Origin of the sequence: Methanolobus halotolerans (assembly GCF_004745425.1) — an archaeon.
Classification (GTDB): domain Archaea; phylum Halobacteriota; class Methanosarcinia; order Methanosarcinales; family Methanosarcinaceae; genus Methanolobus; species Methanolobus halotolerans.
On sequence record NZ_PGGK01000007.1, the window covers coordinates 46,592 to 63,151 of the forward strand.

The 16,560-nt window shown below is 44.9% G+C and carries 17 protein-coding genes; 8 read left to right on the forward strand and 9 right to left on the reverse strand.

The window, feature by feature from the left end; all coding sequences use genetic code 11:
* The first annotated feature begins 34 nt into the window (after positions 1-34).
* The 3 genes from CUN85_RS07815 to CUN85_RS07825 are packed head-to-tail and all read left to right on the forward strand — an operon-like array spanning position 35 to position 3,227.
* Entirely contained in the window at positions 35-2,494 is a 2,460-nt protein-coding gene (locus CUN85_RS07815) for a DUF3656 domain-containing U32 family peptidase (RefSeq protein WP_135389767.1), read from the forward strand.
* A complete protein-coding gene (locus tag CUN85_RS07820; protein WP_135389768.1) occupies positions 2,491-2,949 on the forward strand; it encodes a nucleoside 2-deoxyribosyltransferase in 459 nt (152 codons plus the stop codon). The genes CUN85_RS07815 and CUN85_RS07820 overlap by 4 nt, the downstream gene beginning before the upstream one ends.
* Before the next feature lie 32 nt (positions 2,950-2,981).
* Positions 2,982-3,227, forward strand: a complete 246-nt coding sequence (locus CUN85_RS07825) for a pro-sigmaK processing inhibitor BofA family protein (protein WP_135389769.1) — start codon at positions 2,982-2,984, stop codon at positions 3,225-3,227.
* Here CUN85_RS07825 and CUN85_RS07830 read toward each other — a convergent pair.
* Together CUN85_RS07830 and lysS are read right to left on the reverse strand one after the other, a co-directional pair.
* Complete coding sequence (locus CUN85_RS07830; RefSeq protein ID WP_135389770.1) at positions 3,210-3,854, reverse strand: class I SAM-dependent methyltransferase; 645 nt, start codon at positions 3,852-3,854, stop codon at positions 3,210-3,212. The two genes, CUN85_RS07825 and CUN85_RS07830, sit on opposite strands and share 18 nt — an antisense overlap.
* A gap of 1 nt (position 3,855) precedes the next feature.
* A complete protein-coding gene (gene lysS / locus CUN85_RS07835; RefSeq protein WP_135389771.1) occupies positions 3,856-5,448 on the reverse strand; it encodes a lysine--tRNA ligase in 1,593 nt (530 codons plus the stop codon).
* Positions 5,449-5,675: 227 nt separating this feature from the next.
* On the opposite strand from lysS, the gene CUN85_RS07840 reads away from it, so the two are divergent.
* Together CUN85_RS07840 and CUN85_RS07845 are read left to right on the forward strand one after the other, a co-directional pair.
* A complete protein-coding gene (locus CUN85_RS07840) occupies positions 5,676-6,104 on the forward strand; it encodes a metal-dependent transcriptional regulator (RefSeq protein WP_135389772.1) in 429 nt (142 codons plus the stop codon).
* A 141-nt stretch (positions 6,105-6,245) separates the two neighbouring features.
* Positions 6,246-6,515 carry a hypothetical protein gene (locus CUN85_RS07845; RefSeq protein WP_135389773.1) on the forward strand — a complete coding sequence of 90 codons (270 nt, stop codon included), beginning with the start codon at positions 6,246-6,248 and terminating at the stop codon, positions 6,513-6,515.
* Here the strand turns inward: CUN85_RS07845 and CUN85_RS07850 are convergent.
* From CUN85_RS07850 to CUN85_RS07880, 7 genes are read right to left on the reverse strand one after another with little or no spacing between them, the layout of a single operon-like run.
* On the reverse strand, positions 6,506-7,285 hold the full coding sequence (locus CUN85_RS07850; RefSeq protein WP_135389774.1) for a C15orf41 family protein: 780 nt from the start codon (positions 7,283-7,285) through the stop codon (positions 6,506-6,508). The genes CUN85_RS07845 and CUN85_RS07850 overlap by 10 nt on opposite strands.
* Positions 7,286-7,298: 13 nt before the next feature.
* Entirely contained in the window at positions 7,299-7,925 is a 627-nt protein-coding gene (locus CUN85_RS07855; protein ID WP_135389775.1) for an endonuclease III domain-containing protein, read from the reverse strand.
* Positions 7,926-7,947: 22 nt separating this feature from the next.
* Positions 7,948-8,484 carry a hypothetical protein gene (locus tag CUN85_RS07860; protein WP_135389776.1) on the reverse strand — a complete coding sequence of 179 codons (537 nt, stop codon included), beginning with the start codon at positions 8,482-8,484 and terminating at the stop codon, positions 7,948-7,950.
* Positions 8,485-8,525: 41 nt separating this feature from the next.
* Entirely contained in the window at positions 8,526-9,374 is an 849-nt protein-coding gene (locus CUN85_RS07865; RefSeq protein WP_135389777.1) for a ribose-phosphate diphosphokinase, read from the reverse strand.
* 56 nt (positions 9,375-9,430) lie between these two features.
* Entirely contained in the window at positions 9,431-9,907 is a 477-nt protein-coding gene (gene moaC, locus CUN85_RS07870) for a cyclic pyranopterin monophosphate synthase MoaC (RefSeq protein ID WP_135389778.1), read from the reverse strand.
* A gap of 15 nt (positions 9,908-9,922) precedes the next feature.
* Positions 9,923-10,105 carry a hypothetical protein gene (locus CUN85_RS07875; protein ID WP_135389779.1) on the reverse strand — a complete coding sequence of 61 codons (183 nt, stop codon included), beginning with the start codon at positions 10,103-10,105 and terminating at the stop codon, positions 9,923-9,925.
* Positions 10,106-10,107: 2 nt separating this feature from the next.
* Positions 10,108-11,583, reverse strand: coding sequence for an NAD(P)H-hydrate dehydratase (locus CUN85_RS07880; protein WP_135389780.1), 1,476 nt, complete (start codon positions 11,581-11,583; stop codon positions 10,108-10,110).
* 359 nt (positions 11,584-11,942) lie between these two features.
* Here CUN85_RS07880 and CUN85_RS07885 point away from each other — a divergent pair, with 359 nt between their 5' ends.
* From CUN85_RS07885 to CUN85_RS07895, 3 genes are all read left to right on the forward strand, one after another.
* The gene (locus CUN85_RS07885; RefSeq protein WP_135389781.1) at positions 11,943-13,409 is read left to right on the forward strand and encodes a DHH family phosphoesterase; all 1,467 of its coding nucleotides are present in this window, start codon (positions 11,943-11,945) and stop codon (positions 13,407-13,409) included.
* Between the two features lie 969 nt (positions 13,410-14,378).
* On the forward strand, positions 14,379-15,104 hold the full coding sequence (locus CUN85_RS07890; RefSeq protein ID WP_167848831.1) for a YkgJ family cysteine cluster protein: 726 nt from the start codon (positions 14,379-14,381) through the stop codon (positions 15,102-15,104).
* A 33-nt stretch (positions 15,105-15,137) separates the two neighbouring features.
* A complete protein-coding gene (locus tag CUN85_RS07895; protein WP_235856253.1) occupies positions 15,138-16,421 on the forward strand; it encodes a 3-isopropylmalate dehydratase large subunit in 1,284 nt (427 codons plus the stop codon).
* Positions 16,422-16,560: the final 139 nt, after the last annotated feature.

The following is a 16,560-nucleotide window of genomic DNA, read 5'->3' on the forward strand; positions in this document are numbered from 1 at the left end:
TTTATATAGCTATTATGAGTATAATGCAAAGTTCATGATGATATCAAAACCCGAACTACTTGCCCCTGCCGGGAATATGGAATCGCTCATCGCGGCAGTAGAGAACGGTGCCGATGCAGTGTACCTCGGAATAGAGGATTTCAGTGCAAGGGCATATGCAGGCAATTTCACAGTAGATGAATTCAAGGAGGCACTGGACTACGCTCACCTGCGGGGAGTGAAGATCTATGTCACCATGAATACACTTATAAAGGACACAGAGATCGAAAAAGCATTAGTGCTCATGCGCACACTGGAGGAACTTGGAACGGATGCCATCATTGTACAGGATATGGGACTTCTGTCAATTGCAACAAAATTCGTACCCGGGCTGCCTGTCCACGCCAGCACGCAGATGACCATACACAACACTGAAGGAGTACGTTTCCTTCAGCACATAGGTGTGAAGAGGGTAGTGCTTGCAAGGGAAATGATACTTGAAGAGATAAAGGACATCAGACAGAGTACAGGTATGGAGATTGAGACCTTTGTGCATGGAGCACTCTGCATATGCTATTCGGGGCAATGCCTGATGAGCAGTATGATAGGGGAAAGAAGTGGTAACAGAGGATACTGCGCTCAGCCCTGCAGGAAGAAATACAAACTCAACAGCAAAGGAAAGAGAGTAAACACCACCGGAGAGTTCCTGCTTAGCCCCAGAGACCTTAACACTTCCCCGATCCTGCCTGAACTTTTGGAAGCAGGCATTGCATCCTTAAAAATAGAAGGACGTATGAAGCGGCCCGAATACGTGGCTGGCGTGGTACGCATTTACCGCCGCCTTATTGATAGATACATGGAAAATCCCGCCGAATACTTTGTTTCCGAAGAAGAAAAGCTGCAACTTGAACAGTTGTTCAATCGGGATTTCACCAGCGGTTACTTCAAAGGCAACCCAGGAAGCACCCTTATGAGCAGGGAAAGACCTTACAATCGTGGGGTGAGGATAGGAAAAGTCATAGGCTATGACAAGAGGCGCAGGAGTCTCACCCTGGAACTGTCAGGAAAGTTGAAAGCAGGCGATGGCATTGGTTTTGAAGGAGAGCAGGAGTCGGGGACTATCGTTCAGCAGATGTACGTAAAAGAGAAGTTCACAAAAGAAGCAGGCAGGGGTAATGTTATCAGCATCCCTTCAGACATCCCGCATACCAAGGGAACCGAAGTATACAGGACGCTCGAAAGTTCTCTTATGAAAGAACTGAAAGAGTCGTTCGAATCGCCCGGAAAACTCAGGAAAGTATCTGTTCTTCTGAAAGTGAGAATATTCCCCGGAGAAAAGATAGAACTGATGGTCAGGGACGAGGATAACAATGAGGTCAGAGCCAGCTCCGATTATGTCATCGAACCTGCGATAAAGAAAGCGACCACTGAAGATGATATCAAAAAGCAGTTTGGAAAGCTTGGCAACACTGTCTTCGAGGCAAAAGATATAGATATTTCTATGGGAAAAGATATCTTCGTTCCTATAAAAGAGATGAACGATACCAGAAACAGGGCTGTGGAAGAACTAAAAAAAATCAGAGTTAGAAGCAGAAGAAGAACAGAACACTTTCCATATACCGTTACTGAAGAGCTTATTTCGTCTGAAATAACAAGGAAACCATCACTTTACGTAAGTGTCAGCAACATGGCATCTATAGACTCTGCGATATCCGGGGGTGCAGACATCATATATTACGATGGAGAGCACTGCATGCAGGATGATGCAGACCTGGATCGGGCAGCCAGTCTGGCAGGAAAGGCAAAAGTACCGATCTACCTGCATACACCTTCCATCGTGAAGGATAGCGAGATGCCCGTGGTTGAAAAAAGAATGAATGCTGCAAAAGGATCAGGTTTTGAAGGCATCCTTGCGGCAAACACCGGAATTTTGAGAAAGGCACTCCAGCATGAGATACCGGTAATCGCAGATAGTCATCTGAATATCTTTAACAGGGATAGTGCTGCACTTCTGATTCAAAAAGGTGCCAGGTCTGTGGTACTTTCCCCGGAAATGAACCTGGAACAGATAAGAAGGGTGAGCCAGGGAATGAATACTGAATTCATTGTTCACGGTTGGCTTCAGGTAATGGTATCCGAGCACTGCATTCATTCCAATCTTACAGGATCTTTCAAGGGTACCAGTCCATCCTTCCGGACAGAAGCGTTTGAGCTTACAGATGAAAAGGGGTTTGTTTTTCCTGCAGTAACCGACTGTTCAGGCAGGACACATATCTTCAATTCTAAAAAGCTTTGCCTGCTGGAGGACATACCTCAGTTGATAGAGAGTAGTGTTTCAGGTTTCAGGGTCGATGCAAGAATGACAGACAGTGTAATTATTGAAAAGATCACGACCTCATACAGAGAAGCAATTGATTCGTATTTTTCTGGTGAAGGCCTCCGGACAGGAGCAGGCAAATGCAAGAATATATCAAAAGAATATACAAGAGGTCACCTCCACAGAGGCGTCCTATGAGAGTATTCCTTTCAGCATCCATACGTGGTGGCCGGAAAATGCTCCATATGTACATCAAGATGTGCAGCCTGCTACAGCAGCAAGGACATGAGGTTCTTAGCTGGCACGTAGCAGACCCGGCACTTGATGAAGCAGAATCGCTCATGACGGAACAGGAGATTTACGAACACGACATGAAACTTCTCAGGAAAAGTGAGTGCTTGATAGCAGAGGTTAGTACACCTTCGATCGGAGTTGGCTATGAGGTCTGCAGTGCCCTGCAGCTTGGTCTGCCCGTTCTCTGTCTGCACTCCCCGCAGGCCAATGTCTCTGCAATGATACTCGGAAATAGTGATCCGGGACTTGTTGCAAGTGAATACGCAAATGAACAGGAATTGCAGAAAATCATGATAACTTTCCTGTCAGGACTGGAACAGGTCACACAAGTGCAGGAGGAATTTTTTAGTAATCATTAAATACTAACCAAGACAATATAAAGGTGGTCACTATGGTCAATGAAATCCTGATACTTATTGTAGCTATTATAATTGCATTTGTGCTGTACAAATTATTAAAAACAGCTACGAAAATGGCAGTCAATGCAATTCTTGGACTGATCGTGCTAATTGTCGCAAACGCCGTACTGGGGCTCGGGATCGCATATTCGTGGATTGTCATCCTTATTTGCGCCATAGCAGGAGTTGTCGGTGCTTTGCTGATAATATTGCTGAGTTACCTAAATATCGCTTTTTAAACTACGAGCGATTCCTTTTATATGATGACGGGTGTACCGCTCACCCCGGAATATTTTTTCAGTCATGATACTTCTGATCTCACCGATATCGAACCCCCTGAACAGCAGTTCGAGTTCTTTCTCAGTGAAATAATGATAGATTATACCGCCTTTCCTGCGGAAAGTGTTATTTTCAACCTCATCTCCACCGAATCTCATATCATTAGTACCGAAAACCTCGAAAAATAACAAACCATTCGGCCGGAGCACCCTAATGAGCTCTTCAACAGCAAGCGACCGCTCACTTGCAAAAAGATGCTGCAACACACCGTAGCAGACGACGGCATCAAAGGAGTCGTTCGAAAATGGGAGATGTGTGATAGAAGCAGCAGCATATACGGCATGCTGCCCGCTTTTTTCAAGATAGTTCCTTGCCCGGGAGAGAGCAACCAGAGAAATATCACTACCTACGACGTGGTACTTTTTTGAAAGAGGAAGCAGGTATCTCCCATTCCCGCACCCTGCATCCAGTACAAAGGAGCCAGGAGCAAGTAGATCCTCCACTGCAGAAATGGACCTGGATCCACCCCAGGTAACATGCCTGTACTCCTCTTCCCAGGCACGTTGAGACAAACTCAGATCATTCATATCAGGGTCTGTAATTTGCAGCTTTCCTGAAACGTTCGATAAGGAAGTCCTTCTCCAGGGACGAAAGGAACCAGCCTGCCTTAGGACCCGACTGCTGACCTAAAACTGAAGTATAAATAGCTTTGAACAGGTCTTTAGGCTCCACTGTCATTTCCACAGGGTCTACACCTGATGTATTTGCCATCATTATATGTAGTTCTGAACCCGGATCCTTTGCAGAGTATATCATGTTATGATAGTCCTCACCACTCAACTCACCGCTGCCGGCAAGTATGTCAGCAAATGAGGATAGAAAAGCACGCTGGGCATCTGAAAGGCTGGCTGCCTGAACCGGAAGTTCGCCTTTGACACTGAACTTTGCAAAAGGAGGTGCATACATTTCAAGCCAGTTGCCTACATTATCAGCCAGTTCCTTTATGCATTTCTCGTTATCAGTGTTGTATCCCGACCTACTGACAATATTCATTATCCGATCAAAGTCTCCGCCTGCAGCCTGATAAATGGTTGTCATGTGCTTGAAGGGTATGTCAGTATGACATATACCTGCTGCATGCGACAATCCTATCAGCCTGCTTTCATACGAGCCGGGCTCATCCATAGAGTGAATACGTTCGAACTCATCCACAAGGTTCAACAGAGGTTGAGCAGGGTCGAACTTAATGTGTTTTTCGGGTTTAGTACGGATGATAAGATAACGCAGTACCTCAGGAGGAACAACCTTCAACATATCCGAGATCGAAACGACCACGCCAGTAGAAGATGACATCGCTCCTTCCTTGCCCAGCATGATCCATTCATACACTATCGGGAAGGGAGCCTCATATTCAAATATCTCCTTTGCCAGAGCACGGCCGGTGTCATATGAACCCCCCCTGGAAGCATGATCCTTGCCGAAGGGTTCTACAGTAACCCCCAGGGCCTTCCAGCGTGCCGGCCAGTCCACACGCCAGGTGAGTTTTCCTCCGCCCTTCATAGAGACAGTACCCTGGTCACCGCAGGAGCAGGTATAATCCACGGTTTCCGCATCCAGGTCAAAACCCGTGACATGGGTCGTGTTGATCTTACCACATACATTACATACAGGGTTGTAAGGGCTCCAATCCTCTGCCGGAGTCTTCCCCGATACTTTCTGGAGGATAGCTGCGATTTCGTCCTTCTTCACCAGTGCGGTCTTAATAGCATCCGTGTAAAGACCCTGCTTGTAAAGTTCATCAGCCCTATAGACCCTGGGACGTATTCCCAGATGCTCAAGGGCCACAAGGAAAGGTTCCAGGAAGTGTTCAGAGTAGCTCTTGTGTTCCCCACATGGACAGGGAATCTCCGAAAGAGGTTTTCCCACATGCTGAGCATAGCTCTCATCAAGGAAAGGATAGACCTTCCTGAGAGGGTCGTAGGTATCTGCAATATAGATGAACTCGGCCTGTGCACCTTTATCAAGCAGAGCTCTGTATGCTACATCTGCTGTTACTACCTCGCGCATATTACCTATGTGAATGTGACCAGAAGGCGTGATTCCTGTTGCAACCAGGTGCTTCTTTCCTTTCTGAAGGACCTCATCTGCAACTACATCCGCCCAGTGTGTGATATCTGCCATTCTTTTCACCATTATGAGACCGATAATTATTATTTTATGCTAGTCATCTCTAAGAGATTCTTACCTTAATTATTGCTACCATTATAACCTTTGCTAAAGACAGGACAAAAATTCCGTAAAATTATTCCCTTCGGCACTTGATACCCGAACATAGAGTCAGCAGAAAATTCAAAAAACATATATTATTTAGTTGCTTACGGTAATTATACGGAATCGGAGAGATCGGAATGTATCCGGAACGCACAGACGAATATCTTGAAACCATCTTTCTGCTGGTAAGGAAGAACAATTCACCGGCAAGAACAAACCAGATTGCTGTGGCTTTAAACGTATCAGCCCCAAGTGTCACCGAAATGATCCAGAGGCTTTCAGAAGCCGGATTTGTGGATTACAGGCCATATTACGGAGTGGAGCTGACAGAACTGGGAAGCCAGCAGGCGATCAAACTGAGGCACAGTAACAGAGTCCTCCGAAGATTCCTTTCAGAGGTATTGGGAATAGAACCCGAAAAAGCTACGGAAGAAGCATCCCTGCTTGAACACGCTACATCAGATATCGTATTGGACCATATTTGTCAGTACATGCGTCATGCGGAACTGTGCCCCAAATGTGAAAGGCAGTCAAAGGGAAGGAAATGTTGTAACTTATCACAGTGACCGTTGAGACTGACCCGGAATGTGCAATTTCTTAATATTAAAAAATTGATATCTGGCGCCTTTATCATTCTCAATTAATACAGATTGTTCGTATTTGTGCGAACCGTAAGGTATTAATAATTACCAACTAGTCTAGTAATGATGACCCGCATAACCACCACCAGAGAGGATATGCCGTTGAGCACATCCATGGACATCTTTTATATGAAAAACAGGCGAGACCCCACAAACGAAGAAGTACTGCCGTTCCTTGCCATCCATGGCAACCACGCAACCATTAATGAAGAAGCAGTATTGTACGACGAAGAGGAAGTCGCTCACGTGTACACAAAGAATGTCTTCGAAGACACTCCGAAAATAACTGTTGTTCAGGAAAAACTGGTTGAAGCAGATGTCGGTATTTACCACTGAGTCTCGTAGTTAAGCAGTTCATCGATTATGCCCCAGTCCTTTCCAAAGAACTGATAATCTTTTATAAGGTGTCCGTTCATTGTGATCGTGTCAATGAAACCGTACCAGTATACGACCATACCGGTACCATAATTTTCTTCATAATCGATGAATTGCTTTTTTAAATAATATTGGTGTTCCCTTTCATCACCAAACAAAGCTTTACTTTCTATCCAGGATATTTTCATACCGTTTATTTCCATATCTTCATCCAGCAGGAAATCCGGCGTTTTTAACATTCCCATCTCACGGAGATCTTCCTCTGTGCTAAAAGAGATTCCCTGTTCCACGAGCCAGGCCTCAAGGATGTCCTCTCCAAGTTTTCCCTTGATGGTATGCAGTTCATGCGCCCTTGGAGAGAAAAAGAAATCGGAGTCAATAGCTTCCTTAACTTCATTCTTCAGCCGCATGTCAGGAAGTTCGTCGATGTTCTTTACAAAGGACTTCTTTGGTATCCCCATCTCTTTCAGAAGCATGGAGACCATAAGAGTTGCAGGGATCCTGTTCTTACTGGCTATCTGGACGATGGTCTTACCCTTTTTCCACATTCTCAGATGAGTTTTGCTCTTGCTTTGTACTTTTGAAAAGTTTCTTTTGACATCTGTGACCGTTTTCTGGTTCAGTATCGAATATATCACTCCTATTGGCTGGGAGAAGTGTTCTGCCACCCTGGCAACATCATCGACCCCGTCCAGGGCACCATATATCTGTTCGTATGCATCAATGTCCATGCTTATAAATTCCTTATCTGCGGATCTTCTCTCTCAGTAAACAGTCTTCACATCTTTTCTTTGAGCAGAAGGCTTTTGAATATTCAACTATCAAAGCATGATACTCCTTATAGAGATCAACATCCGCGGGAAGATTATCCTCAAACAGCTGTTGCAATTGCATGTAGCTGCCTTTCGTACCCATGCATTTCATTATGCGGGTAGTGTATGCATCTATAACGAATTTCGGCCTGCCAGCTGCGTAAAGAATTATACAGTCAGCGGTCTCGTTACCTACACCCCGGATCGATAACAGGGTTTCCCTGAGTTCATTAACTGGAATGGAGAAAAGTGTTTCCATGTCATTTTGCATGAAAAAACAAGCAAGGTTCTTCAACCTTGAGGCTTTCTGCCTGTAAAAACCGCAACATCGGACAAGTTCTTCCAGAAGGGAAATATCAACATCCACAAGAGAAACGGGTTCAAGCAGACCCCGGATTTTCAAGTCCTCTATCGCTTTTTCAACATTGGACCATTTGGTCTGCTGAGTCAGTATCGCACCAACCACAACCTCAAAAGCTGTATCTGCAGGCCACCAGTACTGGAGACCCATCTCATCCAGAAGCGTCTGATAGATCTCAAGAATATCATTATCTTTCATGAATACAGGATAAAAGAAACATTTATTTCCAGAATTCCTCCTCATAGTTATCCGGAAGGTCAAGATCCATCACATCATCTATGGACTTTCTTTTCCTCGGGACTGGCTGACTATCATCCGGAGTTGCGCTGGATTCGATCAGAGTAGTGTTTTTGTCACTTGAAACTACTTTTTCATGAAACCTGTCCTTTTCATGTTCATCCTGAACAGGAGACCCTGTCTCTGAACCTGTTCTCTTCTCAGAGAAGACTGGCTTTTCGGGCCTTGTTTCAGAAGAGCTTATTTCAGAATGCCTTTTTTCAGGAAGACTTGTTTCCTGAAATGACCTTGCCGAAGAATTTTCGGTAGTCGTTTGCACCCTTTTGATTTCGCGTTTCAGGCGTGTCCTATCTGCATAGGTGTCCACAACAGGCGAGGATCTTGACATCTGTTTATGTGTAGAACTATACCCGATGATACATTGTTCATCCCCTGAACGCCAGTCTATGATATAAAGATGACAATCGGCCTTCTTACATTGTGATACCCCGTCCCTGGGGCAGACTTCAGGTAACGTCATGTTCATGCACCTCTAACTATTATTATTACAAATCAATACTATTACATTCCTTTGATAGCATTAGCTATCAGAGGTGCAACACTTACAGAACTCTGGATCCTTTCAATTGTATCGGTGGAGATTATATCCTTGACACCGGAGTTGTAGAGCCTCATGACGGCATTTCGTGCCAGCACCGGATGCACACAGGCCAGATAGACATCTCTTGCACCCTGGCTTTTGAGCAGCTTTATTGACTCGACCATTGTCCCGCCGGTTGCTATCATATCGTCAAGGAGCACTATATCCCTGCCGTTGACATCCACATTTTTCGTTTTTATGGTTACCGTATCTCCCGAAAGACGGGTCTTTTCAAGATAATCATAATCAAAACCTGTTTCCTTTGCAGCTCTCTCTACAAAATCAAGAGCTCCCAGGTCAGGGGAAACCAGTAAAGGGTCCTGAAGGCTTAGAGACCTGAGATGATAGCCGATAATATGTGCTGCATCCAGATCAAAAGCATCGGCATTAAAATAATCCAGGATACTGGCTTTATGCACATTAACAGTAAATACCCTGTCTGCATTTATTGTTCTTGCAATAGCTCTTGCACTTATAGGCTCGCCTGTTTTGAATTTTCGGTCCTGTCTTGAATATCCCATGTAAGGGATGACAACATTGATGACAGGTGAATCCTCACATGCATCGATCAGCTGTAGCAATGCCACAAAGTCCTGATCGGTCATTGTGCTCTGTATAATAGTTACTTCGTCGACATCTGCATCAAGTATACGCGTGTAAAGCTCACCGTCAGGGAACCGGGTAAAATCACTTACCGTGGGTTCCAGATTAAGTTCCCTTGCAACACGTGACGAAAGAGCCTGAGATGCGGGTCCTCCTATGATTTTCAAATAGTTTACCTCTTTAGAACTTCATTTTTAGTATTGGTAATGTATCATATCATACATTAGTTTTGGTCGCTTTTTATCTTTTCAACGACTTTTATGTTACGTATGCAGGTATAGGGATAGTTGCCTGTATTGTCCTTTTCGGCAGATTTCACCATATCCCAAACCGTAAGGAGTGATACGGAGACACCGGTAAGAGCTTCCATCTCAACGCCGGTCCTGCCTACCGAGCGTACCTCCACGACTGCAGAAACATGATCATCGTCGATTGCAAGATCCACATCAACACTTGTGATCGGGATCTGATGACACATAGGAATCATTTCAGGAGTTCTCTTGACGGCTAGGATAGCAGCGACCCTTGCGGTTGAAAAAACATTCCCTTTTTCAATGGTGCCTTTTTTTATCATTTCCAGAGTATCCCTGCTAAGGACAATATCTCCGGATGCAACAGCTCTTCGAGTAACTATGTCCTTATTACCTATATCAACCATTACCGCCCGGTCGTCCTGAATGTGTGTGAATTCTTTTTTCAACAGATCACCGTTTTCTCAGTCAATCCTTATATCCTGCCTCTGGAAGTAATCCTCAATGGTGCTATTTAGTTTTTCTTGCAGATTCTTTGCTTCATCAAGGCTGAGTTTCAATATCTCTTCATCCTCACCATGGCTGATCGTTATACGCACACGTTTTCTTTCTATGTCAACAACTATTTTACGTTCTTCCTTTCCCATATTCATAACCCCTTCATCACATCAGTGATCTTTTCAAGAATATCACTTGCAAGCAAGCCCCTTCCTCTTTGCTCAAAAGCAAAGTCCCCTGCCATCCCATTGATAAAGCATCCGCAGGTTGCAGCATCAATTGCATCGTTGACAGCGAACAGTGCTCCGACGATCCCGGCAAGTACATCACCTGTGCCACCCACGGTCATACCGGCATTTCCGGTCCTGTTGAGCCTTACTTCCTTTCCGTCTGATACGATATCAATACTACCTTTTAGAAGTGTCACAATATGTTTTTCCTTCGAAAAAGCACATACAATATCTTTCCTTTTCTCAAAATCCCCAGGAAGTCTGTCGCCTGCAAGCCGGGCATACTCCGCTGGATGCGGAGTGATTATGAACTCACCGTTCCTCTCCGCAGGCAAGGAAAGATTATAAAGGCCATCAGCATCTATCACAGCTCTTTTGCAAATAGCAAGTATACGGGCAATTGCCTCCCGTGTCATTCTCTCCCTCCCCAGACCAGGCCCTATGACCACCACGTCATGAGACTCCAGGAGTTCACGAATCCGGGGGACATGGTCCGGCTTAAGAAAAGTCCCGGGTAACCGGGATATTATAAAGTCAGGTGAAAAGGAGGCCACAGTATCTGCAATGCTTTCAGGGACTGCCAGTGTTACTATGTCCGCACCGGCTCTCAGGGCTGCCATTGATGTGAACACCGGTGCTCCGTAATAAGGCCCTCCGCCGATGACCAGTACTCTTCCGGAATCACCTTTATGGGATGTCTGGCTTCTCCTGCGCAGGTTCATGATGTCACCTTTGCCAGCAAAACTCTCTGCATCCCTGCAGACACCTATCCCTATGACCTTTACCTCACCTGTGAACTGTCCGACATCAGGCAAAAGCAGCTCTTTTTTCATCTTGTGGAACGTAAGGGTAAGGTCTGCATTCACACATTTTCCAGGTATACTGGCACCCGGATCCAGGCCGGAAGGAATATCCACAGAGATAACGAACTTGCCGCCACTGTTAATAAGGTCTATTGCAGTTGATTCCAGCTCCCTCGGGGCACCTTTTATCCCGGAACCAAGCACGGCATCAACTACAATATCAGCTTCACTCCAGCCATGGTACGCTCTCAATTCAGAGGAATCAGAAATTTCCTTTATCTCACTGATGCCGCTGTTACTGAGCAATCCGAAATTGGTCAGGGATTCTTCGGTCCTGATACGGGATCTGTGTCCCAGAAGAAGAACTTTTATCCTGTAGCCTTCCTCAATTGCAAGGTGCCTTGCAGCCACAAAGGCATCTCCACCGTTATTACCCCTTCCGGCTATGAAAAGCACAGTTCCTGAATGCAACCTGGAACTGATCTCGCGTGCAATACCTGCACCTGCATTCTCCATCAATTGCAGAGGATCCATTCCCAGATATGCGCAGTTGGCATCTATGGCTTTCATACGGGAAAATGTAATAGCATCCATGGTTATCTGTTTCCTATATGCCGGAATCTGCTGAAACCTCACGAATCCGTTTCCTGACCGACACTCAAAGTGACCGATCCCGATATTACCGTGTCACAACTTTATCTAGCTCATGTTAGGTTATAATAGTGAAACCACATAAACTTTTAGCCAGGGCCTTAAAAACCCGGTACCTTGTGAAAAAGCGCAGGAAAGGATATGAAGCATACCAAATACCAGTATGGGACCAGGAAAGAAATAAAGTTAAGTATTTATCCCTTGATAAACATTTTAATTACCAGTTCAGTTAAATCTGGTTTTCTTTTACCGCAATTCTTTAGATATATTAGGCAGATTCTACACAAAATGGAGGGATTCTGATTAACGCCATTGCAAAAGATGTCAGTGCAACAGACAGGATAAAAATAAAACCCACATACCTCATACTTGGCAGTGGGAGTTTCGGTTTTGCATTGGCAAAAGAGCTCAGGGAACTTGATAAGGACCTGATAATCGTTGACAAGGATGCACAGAAAGTGGAAACCTTGCGCGATGAAGCTTATGAAGCCATTGTAGGTGACGTGAGTGACCCTGCGCTTCTGGAAAGGATCAACACTAAAAATCTTGCAGGCATACTCATCCTGAGTTCAGATCCGGAAGCAAACAAGGCGGCTCTTGCGAATGTGAGAGAGAAGGTGCCCCGGGATGTTTACTGTGTTGCAAGAGCTCCTGACGTTATCAACATGCAGGAAATGGAGACAATGGGTGCAGACCTTGTCATCATGCCGCCAAGAATGGTTGCCAAATCCCTTTCAAGATCACTTGAACGTGCAGAAGGGCTCCGGCGCGGCAACAAGCTGACACAATGGTTCGAAGGCATAAGAGGTAAACAATTTGCCATTGTGGTCCATAACAATCCAGATCCTGATGCCATTGCCGGTGCACTTGGCTTAATGGCAATTGCCCATTCCTATGATGTCGTAACGGACATAGTTTACCATGGAGAGATAGGACATCAGGAAAACAAGGCTTTTGTAAATCTGCTGGATATTGACCTTTACAGGATAGAGGATGTTGATCTGGCAAGTTACGATAAGATAGCACTTATCGACTGCTCGGTCCCGGGGGCTAACAATCCGTTGCCCCCGAATACCAGCATAGGAGTAATTATCGATCACCACCCTATCACGGATGCTGAGATCGATGCGGAATTCATAGACATACGTCCGAACGTGGGCGCATCTTCGACAATTGTTACCAAATACCTGCAGGAACTTAATGTGGATATTGATAGCATGCTTGCGACAGCTCTGTTGTATGGAATAAGAACCGACACAATGGACTTCAAGCGGAATACTGACTCAGCCGATCTCTCAGCTGCATCATATCTTTACCCGCTCTCGGACCATGACGTCCTGGACCAGCTCGAACGTCCTTCAATGTCAATCGAGACACTGGATGTGCTGGGAGAAGCTATCAATAACAGACAGGTAACAGGGAGTTACCTGCTTTCAAATGTTGGCAGTATCCGCGACAGGGATACATTACCACAAGCTGCCGACTATTTACTGAATCTTGAAGGTATTTCCACGACATTGGTTTTCGGAGTGAGCGAGGACAAGATCTTTATTTCCGGAAGAAGCAACGACATACGTGTCAATCTGGGAGATGTCATGAAACGTGCCTTCGGAGAAGATGCGGGCGGACATGCCAATGCAGCCGCAGCACAGATAGGACTCGGACTTTTCAGTTCGGCAAAAGACAGGCAGACCCTCCTGCGGCTGGTCAATGAAGCCGTAGTCAAGCGATTCCTGGGTGCCGTTGGTGTTGAAGAGAACGGCGAATAATGACTCTTCATGCAATCTTTTTTTAAATCACAACACACATGCGGCTTTGCTGCAGGACAACTACGTGCAAGACCACACATACTATATTGAACATATTATATTACTTACTATTTGAAATATATACTTTCCTGAATATGACTTTGAGTTCATGCGGCATGAGAAGTCGACCCGTTAACAAGCCGTTGTTTGCGCCTGAATAATTCAGCCGACCTGATGAGCATACCCATATCTTAAAAACCAATAACATGCGGGAATTATGACATATGGCTGCATGGCAAATTCATAAGAAAAGGATTGTCCTATTATGAATCAGTAATAAGTTAATATGGAGTGGCAAAGCAGTCATTCATACTATTTCATACATACGCATAAAGCAGGAACCTGAAAGTTCATCAGCACAGGCGGATCCGACATAGAAAGTATGCAAGTTATGCAGTTTATGCTGCCTGCGCCACAAGAGAACACATTTATGACAAAATCACAGTCATATGCGATGAAGACGAGGCAGAGATGGAAAAAACATAATCCCTGGCAAGTATTATTTAATCATACATATCACACAGACGGGCAAGCTGCAAAATTAATTCAGATAACAAGCCTTACCAAGATCATGCAAAGTCTTTCTTGATTGCAACCGTGTGGGGATTAAAAAAATGCAAATGATGCTTATGGTTCCTTTAACAAGGAAATCATATATATTAAGCTGTTTTAAGACAGATCATGCATAGAGAAAGAGAATATTGAAAAACAGGATTTATCTAATATTGTACATAGAATAGTATATTGAACAGAAGCTCTTTTTCTAAGTATATTAAAAATAGTATACTATGAATTATACATAACTGACTTGGAATGAGCCAGAATCCCTTTTTCGAAAACTATCGATTTACATTATCTGCCGTAGTTGACATACACATACCAATAATCCGACAATAAATCCTTATATCAATTTCACTTAGAACAATGAAGATGAGCGTCAAATTCAAGGAGTATCTTATACAAAGTCTCCGGGAAGAGCTTGAGACTGCAAAAAGAACAGACCCTGAGGAACTCGCATCAAAAATACATAGTATCGGTTTTTACTGCAACATGTGCGGTAAATGCTGCAGGAAAGAACATGGAGACAATACGGTAATAGTGAGCCCTGAAGAAATAGAGAGAATATGCGGTCACACGGGGTTCAGACATACACAGGTGTCCATACCCCTCACAGAGGGAACTGATGCCCTGCCTGATATAAATTATCTCGAAGATAACAGGGACCTTATTGACAGAGAAGGCAACATCCATACATTCGGGTGGAAAATGTGTCAGCAAAGAAACGGAGATTGCACCTTCATCCGGGAGAAAGGATCAGGAAACAGTTGCAGTATATATGAAGTACGTCCAATGTTGTGCAGCACCTACCCCTTTTACATGCAAGATGGAGAATTGAATGTATCCGAATGTGAGGGACTCGGGAAGCACATATCAATTGAGCAAAGCCTGGAACTTGCGGGCAAAGTGCGCTCCAGATATATTGCAGAGATACAGGAAACGATCCTGCTCTACGAAAAGTACGAAGGATTCGAGCAGGGACCTGAAAATGTTAATAAGGCCTTTGAGAATATACTGGAAGGTATTATTAAGTATATAGTACATGATAGCAGAGGAATTCACAGGACTGCCCTGAGAATAAAACAGATCATCGATTGATTTATAACAGATTAAATTTGTAAAATGATTACCATGTCCACCACTGACCAAGCAATGACAATCTCTGAGAAGATATTTTCGAAGGCTTCCGGAAAGGCGGTTAAAGCCGGAGAGTTCGTAATGGCCGATATAGACAGGGCAATGACCCATGACATTACAGGACCCCTTGCAGTCGAAGGCTTTTATGAGATTATGAGGGACAAAGAAGAAAAGAAGGTATGGGATCCTAGCAAGATAGTTATCGTTTTTGACCACCAGGTTCCCGCCGATTCACTCAACGCAGCTGCCAATCATATCATGCTCAGAAAGTTTGCCAGGGAACAGGGCATAATAAACTACGACGTGTATGAGGGAGTCTGCCACCAGGTAATGCCCGAGAAGGGCCACGTCATGCCGGGCGATCTTATAGTTGGTTCTGACTCACATACATGCGCCTATGGAGCACTTGGAGCATTTTCAACTGGCATAGGATCAACAGACATGGCTGCCGTTTTCGCATCAGGCAAACTCTGGTTCAAGGTCCCCGAGACAATAAAGTTCGAAGTGAACGGGAAATTCCAGAAGCACGTGTATTCCAAGGACATGATACTTCATCTCATCGGAGATGTCGGTGTAGAAGGAGCAAGATACAAGGCTGCCGAATATGCAGGTTCCACTGTCAGAGAGATGCCAATCTCAGAGCGTATGACAGTGTCCAACATGGCAATCGAGATGGGGGGCAAGGCAGGAATAATCGAAGCGGACAGTATAACTGAAAAGTATCTCCAGGAACGCATTCCGGATTTTGAACTTGACCCCTACTGGAAGTCGGACGAGGATGCCGTTTACTCGGAAGTGAAGAATTACGATGTCAGTAAACTCGAACCACAGGTTGCCTGCCCCCACAATGTGGACAATGTGAAGCCTGTTACCGAAGTCGAAGGCACAAAGCTGGACCAGATCTTTGTAGGCTCCTGTACCAACGGAAGGTTCGAGGATATAGAAGTAGTTGCCAAGATGATGGGGGACGAACCCGTGGCAAAAGATGTGAGACTCCTTATAATTCCTGCATCGAGGACGGAATATATGAAGGTCCTGAAGGCAGGTTACATCGAGCAGTTCATGGAAGCCGGAGCAATAGTCGAATCACCATGTTGCGGACCGTGCATGGGCGGATCGTTCGGACTTCTGGGCAACGGCGAGGTCGGACTTGCAACATCCAACCGTAATTTCAAAGGAAGAGAAGGGAGTCCGCAATCATTTGTGTACCTTAGCTCACCTGCAACAGCAGCTGCTTCAGCTCTCACCGGAGAGATCACAGACCCAAGAAAGGTATGAGCCTCTTCTGCCTCATCTTTCTTTGACCTGCGACCAAAACAGATATATGATAAAATTAATATGATAGTTTAAGACGTTGGATTACCAACACATTCCCGTCATATTGTGTCGATTACAGCCAACGTCACCATACTATTTT